General features: G+C 75.7%; 14 protein-coding genes and 1 pseudogene. 7 read left to right on the forward strand and 8 right to left on the reverse strand.

Annotated elements, in window-relative coordinates; genetic code table 11:
• Positions 1 to 59: 59 nt before the first annotated feature.
• Both AFB00_RS11975 and AFB00_RS11980 read left to right on the forward strand, forming a co-directional pair.
• Positions 60 to 734 carry a Crp/Fnr family transcriptional regulator gene (locus tag AFB00_RS11975; protein ID WP_068797293.1) on the forward strand — a complete coding sequence of 225 codons (675 nt, stop codon included), beginning with the start codon at positions 60 to 62 and terminating at the stop codon, positions 732 to 734.
• A 62-nt stretch (positions 735 to 796) separates the two neighbouring features.
• Positions 797 to 2,050 carry an MFS transporter gene (locus AFB00_RS11980; RefSeq protein WP_068797294.1) on the forward strand — a complete coding sequence of 418 codons (1,254 nt, stop codon included), beginning with the start codon at positions 797 to 799 and terminating at the stop codon, positions 2,048 to 2,050.
• Between the two features lie 10 nt (positions 2,051 to 2,060).
• On the opposite strand, the gene AFB00_RS11985 is transcribed toward AFB00_RS11980, so the two are convergent.
• Positions 2,061 to 2,849 carry an MBL fold metallo-hydrolase gene (locus AFB00_RS11985; protein WP_068797295.1) on the reverse strand — a complete coding sequence of 263 codons (789 nt, stop codon included), beginning with the start codon at positions 2,847 to 2,849 and terminating at the stop codon, positions 2,061 to 2,063.
• Positions 2,846 to 3,649 (reverse strand): NUDIX hydrolase, encoded by an 804-nt coding sequence (locus tag AFB00_RS11990; RefSeq protein ID WP_068797296.1) that lies wholly within the window; start codon positions 3,647 to 3,649, stop codon positions 2,846 to 2,848. The genes AFB00_RS11985 and AFB00_RS11990 overlap by 4 nt, the downstream gene beginning before the upstream one ends.
• Positions 3,650 to 3,701: 52 nt before the next feature.
• Between AFB00_RS11990 and AFB00_RS11995 the strand changes: the two are divergent.
• Positions 3,702 to 4,575, forward strand: a pseudogene (locus tag AFB00_RS11995) (Gfo/Idh/MocA family protein).
• Here the strand turns inward: AFB00_RS11995 and AFB00_RS12000 are convergent.
• From AFB00_RS12000 to AFB00_RS33140, 4 genes are read right to left on the reverse strand one after another with little or no spacing between them, the layout of a single operon-like run.
• On the reverse strand, positions 4,576 to 6,834 hold the full coding sequence (locus tag AFB00_RS12000; RefSeq protein WP_068797297.1) for a hypothetical protein: 2,259 nt from the start codon (positions 6,832 to 6,834) through the stop codon (positions 4,576 to 4,578).
• 18 nt (positions 6,835 to 6,852) lie between these two features.
• Positions 6,853 to 7,422, reverse strand: a complete 570-nt coding sequence (locus AFB00_RS12005) for a hypothetical protein (protein WP_068797298.1) — start codon at positions 7,420 to 7,422, stop codon at positions 6,853 to 6,855.
• Between the two features lie 10 nt (positions 7,423 to 7,432).
• Positions 7,433 to 7,888 (reverse strand): RidA family protein, encoded by a 456-nt coding sequence (locus AFB00_RS12010; RefSeq protein ID WP_068797299.1) that lies wholly within the window; start codon positions 7,886 to 7,888, stop codon positions 7,433 to 7,435.
• A complete protein-coding gene (locus AFB00_RS33140) occupies positions 7,885 to 8,055 on the reverse strand; it encodes a DUF4177 domain-containing protein (RefSeq protein ID WP_156819496.1) in 171 nt (56 codons plus the stop codon). The genes AFB00_RS12010 and AFB00_RS33140 overlap by 4 nt, the downstream gene beginning before the upstream one ends.
• Before the next feature lie 135 nt (positions 8,056 to 8,190).
• Here AFB00_RS33140 and AFB00_RS12015 point away from each other — a divergent pair, with 135 nt between their 5' ends.
• Complete coding sequence (locus AFB00_RS12015; protein ID WP_068797300.1) at positions 8,191 to 9,243, forward strand: ArsA-related P-loop ATPase; 1,053 nt, start codon at positions 8,191 to 8,193, stop codon at positions 9,241 to 9,243.
• Positions 9,240 to 10,373, forward strand: a complete 1,134-nt coding sequence (locus tag AFB00_RS12020) for an ArsA family ATPase (RefSeq protein ID WP_068797301.1) — start codon at positions 9,240 to 9,242, stop codon at positions 10,371 to 10,373. The genes AFB00_RS12015 and AFB00_RS12020 overlap by 4 nt, the downstream gene beginning before the upstream one ends.
• A gap of 140 nt (positions 10,374 to 10,513) precedes the next feature.
• Here the strand turns inward: AFB00_RS12020 and AFB00_RS12025 are convergent, their stop codons facing one another.
• Both AFB00_RS12025 and AFB00_RS12030 read right to left on the reverse strand, forming a co-directional pair.
• The gene (locus AFB00_RS12025) at positions 10,514 to 11,248 is read right to left on the reverse strand and encodes a class I SAM-dependent methyltransferase (RefSeq protein ID WP_068797302.1); all 735 of its coding nucleotides are present in this window, start codon (positions 11,246 to 11,248) and stop codon (positions 10,514 to 10,516) included.
• 25 nt (positions 11,249 to 11,273) lie between these two features.
• Entirely contained in the window at positions 11,274 to 11,651 is a 378-nt protein-coding gene (locus AFB00_RS12030; RefSeq protein ID WP_083275466.1) for a WhiB family transcriptional regulator, read from the reverse strand.
• A gap of 156 nt (positions 11,652 to 11,807) precedes the next feature.
• Here AFB00_RS12030 and AFB00_RS12035 point away from each other — a divergent pair, with 156 nt between their 5' ends.
• Both AFB00_RS12035 and AFB00_RS12040 read left to right on the forward strand, forming a co-directional pair.
• Positions 11,808 to 14,237 carry a penicillin-binding protein gene (locus tag AFB00_RS12035; RefSeq protein WP_335726568.1) on the forward strand — a complete coding sequence of 810 codons (2,430 nt, stop codon included), beginning with the start codon at positions 11,808 to 11,810 and terminating at the stop codon, positions 14,235 to 14,237.
• A gap of 117 nt (positions 14,238 to 14,354) precedes the next feature.
• Positions 14,355 to 14,825, forward strand: coding sequence for a hypothetical protein (locus AFB00_RS12040; protein WP_156819497.1), 471 nt, complete (start codon positions 14,355 to 14,357; stop codon positions 14,823 to 14,825).
• The last annotated feature ends 72 nt before the right edge of the window (positions 14,826 to 14,897 follow it).

Genomic DNA, 14,897 nt, shown 5'->3' on the forward strand with positions numbered 1-14,897 from the left:
CTACACTGGCGCGCCGACGACCCGCCGTGACGATCACGGCCGGTGAACGAGGAGTTGCAGTGGACGAGGTTCTGATCCGGGCCGGGATCTTCCAGGGTGTGGAGCCCCAGGCCGCCGAGGCGCTGGCCGAGGCGCTGGAGACGGTCGAGTTCTCCCGTGGGCAGGTCATCTTCTCCGAGGGCGAGCCCGGTGACCGCCTCTACATCGTGGCCGGTGGCAAGGTAAAGCTGGGCCGCAAGTCGCCGGACGGCCGGGAGAACCTGCTGATGGTGGCCGGCCCCTCCGACATGTTCGGTGAGCTGTCCATCTTCGACCCGGGCCCGCGCACGTCGTCGGCCACCGCGGTGACCGAGGTGCGCACCTACACGATGGACCGCAGCGCGCTGCGGGAGTGGATCGGCAAGCGCCCGGAGATCGCCGAGCAGTTGCTGCGGGTGCTGGCCCGCCGGCTGCGCCGCACCAACAACATGCTCGCGGACCTGATCTTCACCGACGTCCCCGGCCGGGTCGCGAAGTCGCTGCTCCAGCTGGCCCGCCAGTTCGGGTCCCAGGAGTCGGGTCTGCTGCGGGTCACGCACGATCTGACCCAGGAGGAGATCGCCCAGCTCGTCGGCGCCTCGCGGGAGACCGTGAACAAGGCGCTCGCCGACTTCGCGCACCGCGGCTGGCTGCGGCTCGAGGGCAAGAGCGTGCTGATCCTGGAGCCGGAGCGGCTGGCCCGCCGGGCCCGCTGACCGCGTCCCGCTCCTCGGGAATCCGGGTCGTACTGCCGTACCAGACCGTGTGACCCTGGGGCGTGGCCGCTTCCCTCTCCGACTACCGGGCCGCGCTGGGCACCCCCGGCGCGGCGGCTCCGGTCCTCGCCTCGGCGATCGGGCGGTTCCCGATCGCGATGCACAGCCTCGCGACCCTGCTCTACGTCCGCGAGGCGGAGGGTTCCTACGCACTGGCCGGTGCGGTCTCGGCGGCGCTGCTGGTCGGGACGGCGGCCGGCACGGTCTTGCAGGGCCGGATGCTGGACCGGCTCGGCCCGACCCGTCCGATGCTGGTGCTGGCCGCGGTCTACGCGGTCGCCGTCGCCGGGCTCATCGGGTGTGTCGAGGCCGCCGTACCGCCGGTGCTGACGGCCGGGGTCGCGGTGCTCACCGGCCTCGCCACGCCGGCCATCGAGGGCTCCTCGCGGGCCCTGTGGTCCGACCTGGTCCCGGCCGGTCCCCGCCGGGAGGCCGCGTACACCTACGAGGCGATCAGCCTCGAGACGTTCTTCATCCTGGGGCCCGCACTGGCTGCCGTGCTGGTCGTCGCCACGCCGTGGCCGGGGACGGCACTGGTCGTCGCGGCGTCGGCCGAGCTGCTGGGCACGACGTGGTTCGTCCTGACCCGGGCGGCGCGCCGGCGCTCGGCCCGGATCCGCGCCGAGCGCGCCGCCGGTGTGCCGACCGGCGAGTCCGGGCTCCTCGGGGTGTTCCGCCGCCTGGGGCTGCGCACCGTCGCCCTCGCCGCGTTCGGGTTCGGCCTGGTGGCCGGCACCGCCGAGGTCGGGGTGTTCGCGGCGGCGGAGTTCGCCGGTGCCCCGGCGGCCGGCGGGATCCTGCTGTCGCTGTGGTCGGTGATGTCGGTCGCCGCCGGCGTCGTGTACGGGCTCCGGCCGTGGCCGCGCCCGCTGCACCTGCGGCTGCCGGTGCTGCTCGGCGGGTTCGGCCTGCTGGTCGCCGCCACCGGTCTGGTCGCCCCGCTCGGGTCGCTGCTGCTGCTCGGCGTGGTGATGATGGCGGCCGGCGCGTTCATCACCCCGCAGGTGACCGCGCACTCGCTGGGGGTGGAGTTGACCGCCCCGCCGGAGGCGGCCACCGAGGCGTTCAACTGGACGGTCATGGCGGCCATCGTCGGGGTCTCGGCGGGCCAGGCGGTGTCCGGTAGCGTGATCGAGCTCGTCGGCCCGGCCGGATTCGCCGCGGGCGGGTTCCTCGGCGTGCTGGTCGCCGTCCTGCTGTGGCTGCGCCGGGGCACGGTCGCGGCGGTCGCTCCGCCGGTCGCGAGCCTCGCCTGACCGGTGCCGGTCAGGCCCGCAGGTACTCGAGCTGGGCGGTGACCGACTGCTCGGCCGCGTCCCACAACGAGGTGTCGACGTCGGCGTACACGACCTCGACGACGTCGCGCGCGGTCGCCTCCGGGCCGAGTTGTTCCAGCGCCGCCCGGACCTGGTCCAGCCGCTGCTCGCGGTGGGCGAGATAGGCGTTGGCGACCTGCACGGCGTCCGGCAGCTCCGGCCCGTGCCCGGGGAGCACCGGGACACCCGCCGGGAGCTCCGCGATCCGGCGCAGCGACTCCAGGTAGGGCCCGAGCGCACCGTCCGGACGGGCGATGACGGTCGTCCCGCGGCCCAGGACGGTGTCCCCGGACAGCAGCGCCGGCCCACCGGATCCGGGCCCGTCGAGCAGCAACGAGACCGAGTCCGCGGTGTGCCCCGGCGTGGCCAGGACGGTCAGCTCGACCCCCGCGCCGGCGATCACCACGCCGTCGGTCAGCGGTTCGGTGCCCGCGGCCAGGTCCGGGTCCGCGGCGTACACCGGGGCGCCGGTGAGCTCGACGAACCGCCGGGCGCCGCCGGAGTGGTCGTGGTGGCGGTGGGTGAGGACGACCGCGGCCACCGGCGCGCCGTCGGCCAGCCGCTCCAGGTGCGTGCCGTCGTCCTCACCGGGGTCGACGACGATGCGTTCCCCGGAGTCCGGCACCCCGACGACCCAGGTGTTCGTGCCGTCCAGCGTCATCGGGCCGGGGTTGTCCTGCAGCAGCACCGCCGCCAGCGGGTGCACGGCGCGCAGGCTGCCGTAGAGCGGGTGGCTCACGTCGGGGTCTCCTCGTATCGCCAGTCCGGGTCGCCGGGGAGGGTGATCGTCACGACCTTGCCCTCCCGCCGCACCTCGGGGGTGATCGGTTCGATGTCGCGCTCCCCGGCCGCCGCGACGACGGCACCGACACCGTCGTAGCGGGCCAGGCCCTGCAGGGTGTGCAGGGTGGGCGGCATGAGGGCCACGGCGCCGTCGCGGTACCCGGCGAGCGCGTCGGCCGGGGTCCACCAGCGGGCCTCGACGGCCTCGGTGGTGGCGTCGTCGGCGTGCTGGCCGTCGGGCAGGCGGGCGAGCAGGAAGGCGGTGTCGTAGCGGCGCGGGTTGCGTGGCGGGGTGATCCAGCGGGCCCACGGCTGCAGCAGGTCGGCACGCAGTTCGAGATCGTGCTCGGCGAGCAGGCCGGGCAGCGTCGCACGCCGTCCGGTGAGGTCGTCGCGCCAGCGTCCGGAGTCGGTGATCGGGCCCGGTTCGGTGCCGGGCGCGGCGGCCAGCAGCACCCCGCACTCCTCGAACGTCTCCCGCACCGCGGCCGTGACCAGCGCGGCCGCCGCGTCCGCCGGGACACCGAGTGCCGCGCCGAAACGCTCGGGGGCGGGCCCGCGCCAGCGCGACGGGTCCGGGACGTCGTCGGCCGCGACGCCACCGCCCGGGAAGACGGTCATGCCGCCCGCGAACGCCATCCCGGTGACCCGGCGCTGCAGGAAGACCTCCAGGCCCGTGCCCGGGGCGTCCCGGACGAGCACGACCGTCGCGGCGGGTCTCGGCTCGACCGGGGGTTCCGGAGCTGCGGTGCTCATGGCCGCCGACCCTAGAACACGACGGCCCGGGACAGACGGTGACAATGCCCGCATGCGCATCGGACTCGTCGGCGCGGGCCCCTGGGCGCGCACCGTGCACGCACCCGCGATCGCGGGCCATCCGCGCTGGTCGGCGGCCGGGGTGTGGGCCCGCCGCCCGGAGGCCGCGGCGCCCGGTGCACCCGTCGTTCGATGCTCTCCTGACGGCCAGTGACGCGGTGGCGTTCGCCGTGCCGCCGCGGGTGCAGGGCGAGCTGGTTCCGGTGGCGGCCGCGGCGGGCCGCCATCTCGTGCTGGAGAAGCCGCTGGCCGCGGACCTGGCGGCCGCCGAGCGCGCCGCCGCCGCGATCGAGGAGGCCGGGGTGTGCTCGGCGACCGTGCTGACGCTGCGGTTCGACCCCACGATCCGTGCCTGGCTCCGGGCGGTGCCGGAGGGCCCGCACGGCCCGGGGACGGTCGGGACGGCCCGCTGGCTGTCCGGTGCCCTGCTGGGCGGCCCGTTCGCGACGTCCGGCTGGCGGGCCGAGCACGGTGCCCTGCTGGACATCGGTCCGCACGTGATCGACCTGCTGGACGCCGCGCTCGGGCCGGTCACCGGTGTCGAGCAGGCCCGCCGCGACGAGCCGGACCTGTGGCGGGTCGGGTTGCTGCACTCCGGCGGGGCCCGCAGCTCGCTGGTGCTGTCGCTGCGGACCCCGGTCGACCCGACCGACTTCGAGCTGGCGATCACCGGCGGGCTCGGCCCGGACGGGCGCGGCCGGACGGTGCTCGACAGCCGTCCCGCCGACGCCGTCGCCTGCTACTCCCGGCTCCTCGACGACCTGGCGGACGCGATCGGCACCGGGAACACCCGGCTCCCCGTGGGCGCGGCCCGGGCGCTGCACCTGCAACGCATCGTCGAGGAGATCACCCGCGCCGCCGGCTGATCAGTTCTGGTCGGGGCGGGTCGTCCCGTTGCGCGGGGTGGGCTCGCCGCCGTTCTCCCGGACCGCCAGCTCCTCGTGCAGGCGCTGCAGCAGGTCCTGCTCGGCCGGGGTCAGCCGGTCGGCGAGCGCTCCGTCGGACGGGGCCCCGTCCGACGGCGGGCCGGGCTGCGGCGCCGGACGGCCGGTGCCCGCGGGGTGGCCGTCCGGAGCCGCCTCCGGGATCGTGCCGTTCGTCGCCGAGCCGTTGACCGGGGCGTCCGCGGTCCCCGGCTCCTCCGGCCCGGTGACCTGGCCCTCCTCGGTGACGAGCAGGTGCCGCGGCCGTCGCGGCACCTCCACCACGGACGACGGCGGGACGTCCGGCGCGGCCACGATCGGGACCCCGGGGGCGGGGGTCGGGGCGTCGATCTCGGCTCCGGCCGTCGACGGCCGGGCGACGGGCTCCGGTGCCGGGCCCGCCGTCTCCCCGATCCACGCTCCGGAGGCCCAGTCGTCCAGCCAGGCCTGCTCGTCGGCGGCGGGGACCGCGGGCGGTCCGGCGGTCGGCCGTCCCGGTGGCGCCGGGTCGTTCTCCGCCACGTCCGGAGCGGGGTGGCCGATCTCCTCGGTCGCACCGGGTCCCCGGGGCTGCGGGGACTCGCCGTCGGACTCGAACCAGTCGCCCGCCGTGGACTCGCGCAGCGCCCGGATCGGCGGGGAGGGGCGGGGTGCCGGATGCAGCGGTTCCCCGGCGTCGGCCGGGTCCGGGTGCAGGCGGTGGGACGCCGGTGGCTCCGGCGGGGCGGCGTCGAAGGTGCCCGCTCCCGGGGCGGGACCGGCTCCGGTGCTGGACGGGAGGTCGCCGGTGGGCGGGGCACCGGGCGGCAGGGCGCCGGTCGCGGCCGGGCGGTACGGCTGCTCCCCCGGGTCCGGGCGTCCGGCCGACGGGTCCGGGCGCGCCGTGGGATCCGGCCGTGCTGCCGGGTCCGGTCGCTCCGGTGCGGCGCTCGGACCCGGTCGCCCGTTGCGGGGCCTCGGCGCGGGGCCCGGTGCTCCGGAGTCCCGACCGGCGCCGGCGAGCCGCCGAGCGCGCCGCTCGGGGCGCTCGATCGGGACCGTCGGGTCGATCGCTCCGAGCGGTGCGGCGACGGACGAGATGCTGGGTGACGCCTGCTCGTGGTCCTCGCCCTCCGGGAGCGGCCCGTGCTGCGCGGGGACGGTCCCGGCCGGTGTCGCCGGGACGGCCGGTCCGGCGGCCCCGGGCCGTTCCTCCGGGCGCGGCGCCGGTGCGTCGATCGGTACGGCCGGTTCCGGGCCGGTGGGCCCGACCGCGGTCGGCGGGTCGGTGACCTCGGACGATGCGGCCGCGACGATCGGCTCGGCCGGGTCCGCCGCCGGCCGTGGGGCGGGCCGGGGCGCGACCGGGCTCGACGGGGCAGCCGGGACGACGGGCTCCGGATCGGCCGGTGCCGCGGACGGGCCCGCCGGGGGCGGTTCCGCGGTCGGCTCGGCGAGGGTGGCGGGGGTGTCCGGTACCTCGGCGGGTGGAGCGAACACGGGTGCCGCCCGGCTCTGCACCGCCGGTGTCACGACCGGTTCCGGCGCGGATGCCGGCTGGACCGGCTGGACCGGCGGCGCGGGGGTCTCGGCGGGGGTGAGCGCGTCCGGGAGTGGCGGGTCGATCGGTTCGGGTGCGGTCCCGGGAGCGGGCGGCCCGGCCGGGAGCCGCACCGCCGCCGCACGGGCCGCACGGTGGTAGGGCGTGTCCGGATCGCCGTCCCCACCGACCTCGACCGAGGCGACCAGCCCGGCCCGGGCGAGCGCGGACTGCGCCTGCAGCGTCAGCACCTCGGCCGACCCGTCACCACCGGTACGGGCGAGCAGCACCGGGTGCGGCAGCGGGCCGGGTGCGGAACCGGCGGGCGTGACCCGGTGGGCGAGCAGCCAGCCGTCGTCCGGGGCCGGGAGGCCGGCCAGGGCCCCGGCGATGCCGTCGGCGTCCCCGCTCCCGGTGAAGCGGTGCGGGCACGCGTCCTCCGGCGTGCCGGCCGGCAGGAGCCGGTCCGGGTCCGGCTGCAGCCGGCGTGCGGTGGCCTCCGTGACCAGCGCCCGGCGCACCGCGACGGGCAGCACCACCCGGCCGGCGACCAGCTCGGCGACCAGCAGCTCCAGCGCGTACCCCTCCTCGCCGACGGCGACGAGCTCCCGGCCCGAGCCGAGCAGGTCGTCGTCCACCCGGCCGGCCAGCTCGAGCAGGAGCCGGTACGTGGGGTCGGACATGGGGCCTCCTTCGTGGGCTCAGCTGCCGGTGGGTACCGGCGGCCGGCTCCACAGCGGGGCGGCGCTCTCGTACGCCGCCTCGTGGTACGGACCCGGCGCCCGGTCGCCGGTCCAGATCTCCACCCGGGGGACGTGCTCGCCGTGCACCCGCAGCAGCCGCTGCAGGGCCGCGGTGAGCAGGTGCGGGCGGTCGTGGGCACGGACCAGGAGGACCCGGGCCCCGTCGTCACGGACGGCGACCCGCAGCTCGTCCGCCTCGTCCCGGACGACCGACGTGGCCGACCACGCGGCCAGGTCCGGCTCCCCCGGTCCGAACGACGGCGGCGCCGGTACCTCGCACGACGGCACCGCCCCGACCAGCCGCCGGGACGCGGAGCCGGCCGGGACGACCTCGGCGAGCAGCGCGCGCTCCTCGTCGGTCACACCGGTCCGGTGCCGCAGCAGGGCCCGCGGGAGGAGTGCGCCGACGGACTCGTCGGCGCCTCCGGCCACCCAGTCGCGCAGCCGCCAGAGCAGCTCGTCGGGCAGCCGCCCGGCGAGCCGCAGGAGCAGGTCGTGCGCGGCGGGGGTTCCGGTCTGAGATCCCATGGGTCGTCCGCTAGCCGACCTCGACGACCAGCTCGACCTCGACCGGCACGTCGAGCGGCAGGACCGCGACGCCGACGGCCGAGCGCGCGTGCGCCCCCGCCTCGCCGAAGACCTCGCCGAGCAGGTCCGACGCGCCGTTGACGACGCCGGGCTGCCCGCTGAACGACGGGTCGGACGCGACGAACCCGACGACCTTCACGACGCCGGTCACGGCGTCCAGGCCGACCAGGCCGTCGACGGCGGCGAGCGCGTTCAGTGTGCAGATCCGGGCCAGGTCGTAGGCCTGCTCGGCCGACACGGCCGCGCCGACCTTGCCGGTCGCGGCCACGGCACCGTCCACGAACGGGACCTGGCCCGCGGTGAACACCAGGTTCCCGCTGCGCCGGGCCGGGATGTAGGCGCCGGCGGGCGCGGCGACCGCGGGCAGGGTCAGGCCCAGCTCGCGCAGGCGGGCCAGCGCGCTCACTGCTGCACCGGCCGCTTGAAGAACGCGACGAGCTGCTCGGCGTTGGCGCCGGCGGTGACCGTGACCAGTTCCCAGCCGTCCTGGCCGAAGTTGTCCAGGATCGCCTTGGTGTTGTGGATCAGCAGCGGGGCGGTCAGGTATTCCCACTTCAGGGCCGGGGAGCTCATGGCCGGACTCTAACCCGGCGAACCGGTCGCCGGGCTGCCCCGGACGGCGGATGGACATCCCGCTGCGACGGACGTCCGTGTGGGGCGCGCCTCGCCGACGGGCCGCGCCGGGGTCCACTCCGTACGCTTGACCGCGTGCCGACGACCGTCCACCCCGAACCGGCGGCCGGGCCCGCGACCTGGCCCGGCGCACTCGCCCACGCGCGGCTGCACGTCGTCTCCGGGAAGGGCGGCACCGGCAAGACGACGGTGGCGGCCGCGCTGGCACTGGCCCTGGCCACCGGCGGGAAGCGGGTGCTGCTCGTCGAGGTCGAGGGCCGGCAGGGCGTCGCGCAGGTGTTCGACACCGCGCCGCTGCCCTACGCCGAGCGACGGATCGCGGTCGCGGCCGGTGGCGGCGAGGTCCGCGCGCTGGCCGTCGACACCGAGGCCGCGCTGCTGGAGTACTTCGAGATGTTCTACCGGCTCGGCATGGCCGGCCGGACGCTGCGCCGGATGGGCGCGATCGAGTTCGCGACGACGCTGGCGCCGGGCCTGCGCGACGTGCTGCTCACCGGCAAGGCCAAGGAGTGCGTGACGCGGACCGAGACCGACGGGCGGCCCGCGTACGACGCCGTCGTCCTCGACGCGCCCCCGACCGGGCGGCTGGTCGGCTTCCTCGACGTCACCAAGGCGATGGCGGACCTGGCGAAGGTCGGGCCGATCCACGGCCAGGCCAAGGGCGTCGAGGCCCTGATCCACTCACCGCTGACCGCGGTGCACCTGGTCACGCTGCTGTCCGACCTCCCGGTCACCGAGACCCTGGACGCCGTCGCCGAGCTGGGCCGGGCCGACATCGCGGTGGGGACGCTGGTGGTCAACCGGATGCGCGAGCAGTGGCTCCCGGACCGCTCGGTGACCGCGGCCGCGGACGGCCGGGTGGACGCCGGCCGGATCGCGAACGGGCTGCAGAGCGCCGGTATCGAGCTGGCCCCGGACGAGATCGACGGGCTGGTCGCGGAGACCGTCGAACACGCCGTCGGTGTCGCCGCCGAGACCGCCGCGCTGCGCCGGCTCGACACCGAGCCCGACCCGCCGCTGCCCCGGCTGACGCTGCCCGCCGTGCTCGGCGGCGTCGACCTGGGCGCGCTCTACGAGCTCGCGGAGTCGATGATCGGCCAGGGCGTGTACCTGGAGCCCCGGCGATGAGCGGGCTGGACGTCGACGCGCTGATCGACGACCCGGAGACCCGGGTGATCGTCTGCTGCGGCTCCGGCGGTGTCGGCAAGACGACGACCTCGGCCGCGCTGGCCCTGCGCGCGGCCGAGCGGGGCCGCCAGGTCGTCGTGCTGACGATCGACCCGGCCCGTCGGCTGGCCCAGGCCCTGGGGCTCGACGAGCTCTCCAACGACCCGGCCCCGGTGCCCACCCCGACCGGTGACCTCGCGGCGATGATGCTCGACATGCGCCGCACCTTCGACGAGATGGTGCAGGGCCACGCGCCGCCGGAGAAGGCCCGGCGGATCATCGAGAACCCGTTCTACCAGGTCATCTCCTCGTCGTTCTCCGGGACGCAGGAGTACATGGCGATGGAGAAGCTGGGGCAGCTCGTCGCCGCCGGGACGTGGGACCTCGTGGTCGTCGACACCCCGCCGTCGCGGTCGGCGCTGGACTTCCTCGACGCACCGCAGCGCATGTCCCGGTTCCTGGACGGCCGGATGATCAAGCTGCTGGCCGCGCCCGCGAAGGCCGGTGGCCGGGGCCTGCGCCGGATCGTCGAGGCGGGGTTCGGGCTGTTCGCCAAGGCCGTCGGGACGATCATCGGCGGGCAGATGCTGCAGGACGCGTCGGCGTTCGTGCAGGCCTTCGACACGCTGTTCGGCGGGTTCGCCGAGCGGGCCGAGCGGACCTACGCCCTGCTGCGTTCACCGGGCACCGCGTTCCTCGTGGTCGCCGCGCCGGAGCCGGACGCGCTGCGCGAGGCCGCCTACTTCACCGACCGGCTCTCCACCGAGGACATGCCGCTCGCCGGCCTGGTGCTCAACCGGACGCACCCCGTCCTCGCACCGGTGTCCGCGGCCCGGGCCCGCGCCGCGGCCGAGCAGGTCGGCGGACCCGGATCGCAGATCGCGGCCGCGGTGCTCCGCCTGCACGCCGACCGCGTGGAGCTGCACGAACGCGAGGAGCACCTGCTGACCCGCTTCTCCGCGGCGCACCCGTCGGTGCCGGTGGTCCGGGTGCCCGCGGTCGCCGGGGACATCGCCGACCTGGACGGCCTGCGCACGATCGGCGACCTGCTGGCGAGCCCGGCCCCGGCCGAGGGACGAGCCACGGGCTGAGGAACCCTCGTGGCCTCCTCGCACCACGGACCGCAGCCCCTCCGCGCGGACACGCGGCGAGGGGCTCCCGATTCGCTCACCGGGTGAGCGAGTCTCCGGGACCGGGCCGCCGACCGGACAGGGCGGGAGGGGCCGTCCGGTCAGCCCCGCTGCTCGGCGGGCACGGAGGCGGGGGTCCTCGGGTCCGCGGTCTCCGGCATCTCGAAGAACATCATCGGGTTCCGGGTGGTCCCGCGGGCCCCGGTGATGCCCAGCTCGGCGCGCACCGCGTCCAGGGTGCGGCGGTTGCGGCCGCCCGGGCGGAACCACGGGGTCCCGCGCTGCCGCAGCCAGCGCACGACCTCCGCACCCTCGGTGAACGGCCGCGCCCACGGCAGGTGGAACACGTCGTGCACGCTGGCCGGGGTGCCCGGCGCGATCCGGGGGAACAGGTGCTCCAGGTACCACCGGGCGAACCGGCGGCCGTGGTCGGCGTCGACGAACAGGTAGCCGGTGTCGTCCGGGACCTCGGCGACGGTGTCCCGCAGGTCGCCGTGGTGGAACGTCCAGCGATCGTCGGCGAGCGCGGCCGGCACGGTGTCCCGGACGTGGTCGACGAGGTCGAACGAGTGCAGGTGCCCGTGGCCGTTGTCGCGCAGCGCGGACAGGATCCAGGTGGTCGACCAGCCCCAGAAGGTGCCGATCTCCACCACGTGCGACGGCCGGTGGTGGCGCAGGAGCAGGTAGGTCACCTCGGCCTCGACGTCGTCGAGCTGGGGGGTGACCGACGGTGCGTCCAGCAGGAACGCGCGCCGCTGGGCGATCACGACCCGCAGGTCGTCGGCGTGCGCGCGGTACAGGTCGGCGAGGAGGTCGAGCCGCTCGGTGGTCTGCACCGGGCAGACGCTAGCGAGCGGCCGATCACGCCCCGCGGGTGCGTCCGGCGTAGTGGTCGTTGCGCGCCTGGCCCAGCAGGTTCGACCAGTCGCTGACCTCGGGCCGCCGGCGGAGCACGGCCCGCCGCTCGCGCTCGGTCATGCCGCCCCACACCCCGAACTCGATCTGCTGGTCCAGGGCGTGCGCCAGGCACTCGGTGCGGACCGGGCAGGCGAAGCAGAACTCACGGGCCTCGCGCTGGTCGGCGCCGGTGACGAACAGCTCCTCGGCGGTGCCGGCCCGGCAGCGCGCGGCGGCCCGCCAGTTCCAGACCGGACCCGACGACCGCAGACCGGCCGGCCGCAACCGCGGCCGGCCGGGGCGGCGGGAGTCGATCGAGGTGACGTTCTGCTGCTCGGACATGACTGCCTTCCGTCCCGGGGCGGACCGACCTCCGGTCCGCAATGCGATGGGGTAATTCTGGCGAGCGGAGGGCGCCGGCGGCAGCGCGCAAAACTACGCAACCCGGGGAACGCGGCCTGACGTGTTTCTGACCTCGCGGGCCGTACTCTCGATCCCGTGAGGTTCCCCCGCCGCCTGCTCCGCCCGCTCGGTGTGCTCGCGGGCCTGTGCGTCCTGCTCGGCGTCGTCACGGCGGGAATGGCGTTCCCGCTGGCGGGCGGGGTCGGTATCCTGTCGAACCAGGCGGGGGACAGCGTCACGTCCAGCTCGGTCGACCTGGTCAACAACCCGGCCCCGCGGACGACGACGGTGACCGACTCCGAGGACCGCCCGATCGCCTACCTGTTCGACCAGAACCGGACCGAGGTGGGCGACGACCAGATCGCCCCCGCGATGAAGGCGGCGACGCTCGCGATCGAGGACCGCCGGTTCTACGACCACGACGGCGTGGACTGGCAGGGCACGCTGCGCGCGCTCGTGGCGAACTCGGCCTCCGGCGACGTCGTGCAGGGCGCGTCGACGCTGACCCAGCAGTACGTCAAGAACTACATGCTCTACGTCGACGCGCAGACCGAGGCCGAACGGCTGAAGGCGACCGAGCAGACGGCGGCCCGGAAGCTGAAGGAGGCCCGGGTGGCGCTGCAGCTGGAGCGCCAGCTGTCCAAGGACCAGATCCTCAACCGCTACCTCAACATCGTCTTCTACGGCAACGGCTCGTTCGGGATCGCGGCAGCCGCCAGGACGTACTTCAACACCACGCCGGACAAGCTGACCGTCCCGCAGGCCGCGATGCTGGCCGGGATGGTCCAGTCGACGTCCCGGTTCGACCCGGTGCAGAACCCGGACGACGCCCTGCAGCGGCGCAACGTCGTGATCGACCAGATGCGCCAGCAGGGCATGATCGACGACGCGCAGGCCCGGCAGGCCACGGCGGCGCCGCTCGGGGTGGCGGACCCGCTGGTCCGGGTGCCGAACGGCTGCCTCGGGGCCGGTGACCGCGGCTTCTTCTGCAAGTACGTCGTCCAGTACCTCACCGAGGCCGGCTTCTCCGAGGAGCAGATCAACCGGGGCGGCTACACGATCAAGACCAGCCTGGACCCGCGGGCGATGAACGAGGTCAAGCGGTCGCTGGACGCCGAGGTCCCGCCGGACACCCCGAACGTCGCGAACGTGATGTCGCTGGTGCAGCCGGGCAAGGACAAGCACCGCGTGCTCGCGATGGGATCGAGCCGCACCTTCGGCCTGGACGCCGACGCCGAGGAGACCAGCTACGGGCTGCCGTACCAGCCGGTCAACCTGGGCGCCGGTTCGACGTACAAGATCTTCACGGCGGCGACCGCCCTGGAGAAGGGCCTCGGCATCAACTACTCGATGCAGGTCCCGCCGTCCGGGTACGCGTCCCCGATCTACGTCGACGGCAGCGGGCGCCCGATCCCGGTCGGCAACGCCAGCGAGGGCCTGCCGCCGCGGATGAGCATGACCGATGCGCTGGCCCAGTCGCCGAACACCGCGTTCATCAAGCTGGAGGAGTTCACCGGGGTCCCGGACGTCGTCGACATGGCGGTCCGGCTCGGGATGAAGTCGCTGGCCACGACGCCGTTCGTAGACCCGGGCAGCGGGGAGCGGACCGACCGCTCGATCGCCGAGGTGATCAAGGAGCAGAAGCTCGCGTCGTTCACCCTCGGCGTGACGCCGACGTCGGTGATGGAGCTCGCGAACGTCGGGGCGACGCTGTTCTCCGGCGGTACCTGGTGCCCGCCGTCGCCGATCGACTCGATCACCGATGCGAACGGCAAGGACGTCCCGATCACCGAGGAGCCGTGCCAGCAGGCGGTGGACCCGGCGCTGGCGAACACCCTGGTCACCGGCATGAGCAAGGACGACATCTCCGGCACGTCCGCGGCCGCGGCCCGGGCGGCGGGCTGGAACCGGCCGATGGCGGGCAAGACCGGGACGACCCAGCAGCACAAGTCGGCGGCGTTCGTCGGCGGGGTGCCGGAGATGTCCGGCGCGGTGATCACCTTCGACAACTCGAACTCGCCGCGACCGCTGTGCGACGGCGGCGGTGCCCCGTTCGCCTGCGGGAACGGCAACATCTTCGGCGGCAAGACCCCGGCCAGGACCTGGTACGGCGCCGTGGGGCCGCTGCTGGCGGGCACCCCGCCGACGCCGCTGCCCCCGACCGACCCGCGCTTCCTCGACGGTGGCGCCGAGTCCCGGATCCCGGACGTCGTCGGCCGCCCGCTGCGCGACGCGCGCGGCGAGCTGGAGGGCCAGGGCTGGCAGGTCACCACGCGCACGGTGGACAACCGGGCCGCGGAGGGCACCGTCGTCGGGCAGGAGCCGCGGGGTGCCGCGCTGCCGGGCGAGCAGGTGACGCTGCAGGTGAGCAGCGGCAGCGTGCCCGCGCCGCCCCCGCCGCCCGGCGCCGGCCCGCCGCCGGGCGGTCCGCCGCCTCCCGGTGGCCCGCCGCCGGGTGAGGGCGACGGCGGTGGTGACGGCGACGGCGGGGACGACGGCGGCGGACCTCCGCCCGGCGACGGCTGAGCCGTTCCGCTCCGGTCGGTGACCGTCGCCCGCACCGGGTCACCCGGCCGGGGACGACCCGCCCGCGAGGGGTGTCGAAAGGACGCGTCATCGCTGGTCCGGGCCTAGCATGCGGACATGGCCGTGCGGTGGAGGAGCAGGCGTACCGCGCCCGGCCCCACCGACGACGAGCGCTGGGGCGTGGCGCGGCTGGTCGCGCAGCGGGAGGCGGAGCGCCGCGCGGGCCGGGTGCCGCACGCCCCCGTCGAACGCACCGAGACTGACGGGCCCAGGAACTCCGCCGGGCCCGCGGATCCTGCCGGGCCCACGGATCCTGCCGAGCCGACGGGGCCCGCCGAGCCGACCGGGCCCGCCGAGCCGACCGGGCCCGCCGAGCCCGCCGTGGTCCCCAGCCAGCGGCGGCCCCGGCCGTCCGGCGTCGTCTACCGGCCCCCGGCCGTGTCGGCCCGCCCGCGGGTCGACCTCGACAACGGGCTGCTGGGTTTCTCCCGCCTCACCCGGGGCCGCAACGGGTCGCGGGCGTTCGCACTCGTCTTCGCGGCGATCTACCTGGTGATCATCATCCAGACGTTGTCCACGATCGTCTGAGGTGTCCGCCGGGGGAGTCGGTGCCCCCGATTACTGTGGCCGGAGCCGGGTGGGTCCTTCTCCGGCGTCCCC

The sequence above is a fragment of the Pseudonocardia sp. HH130630-07 genome (assembly GCF_001698125.1).
GTDB lineage: Bacteria > Actinomycetota > Actinomycetes > Mycobacteriales > Pseudonocardiaceae > Pseudonocardia.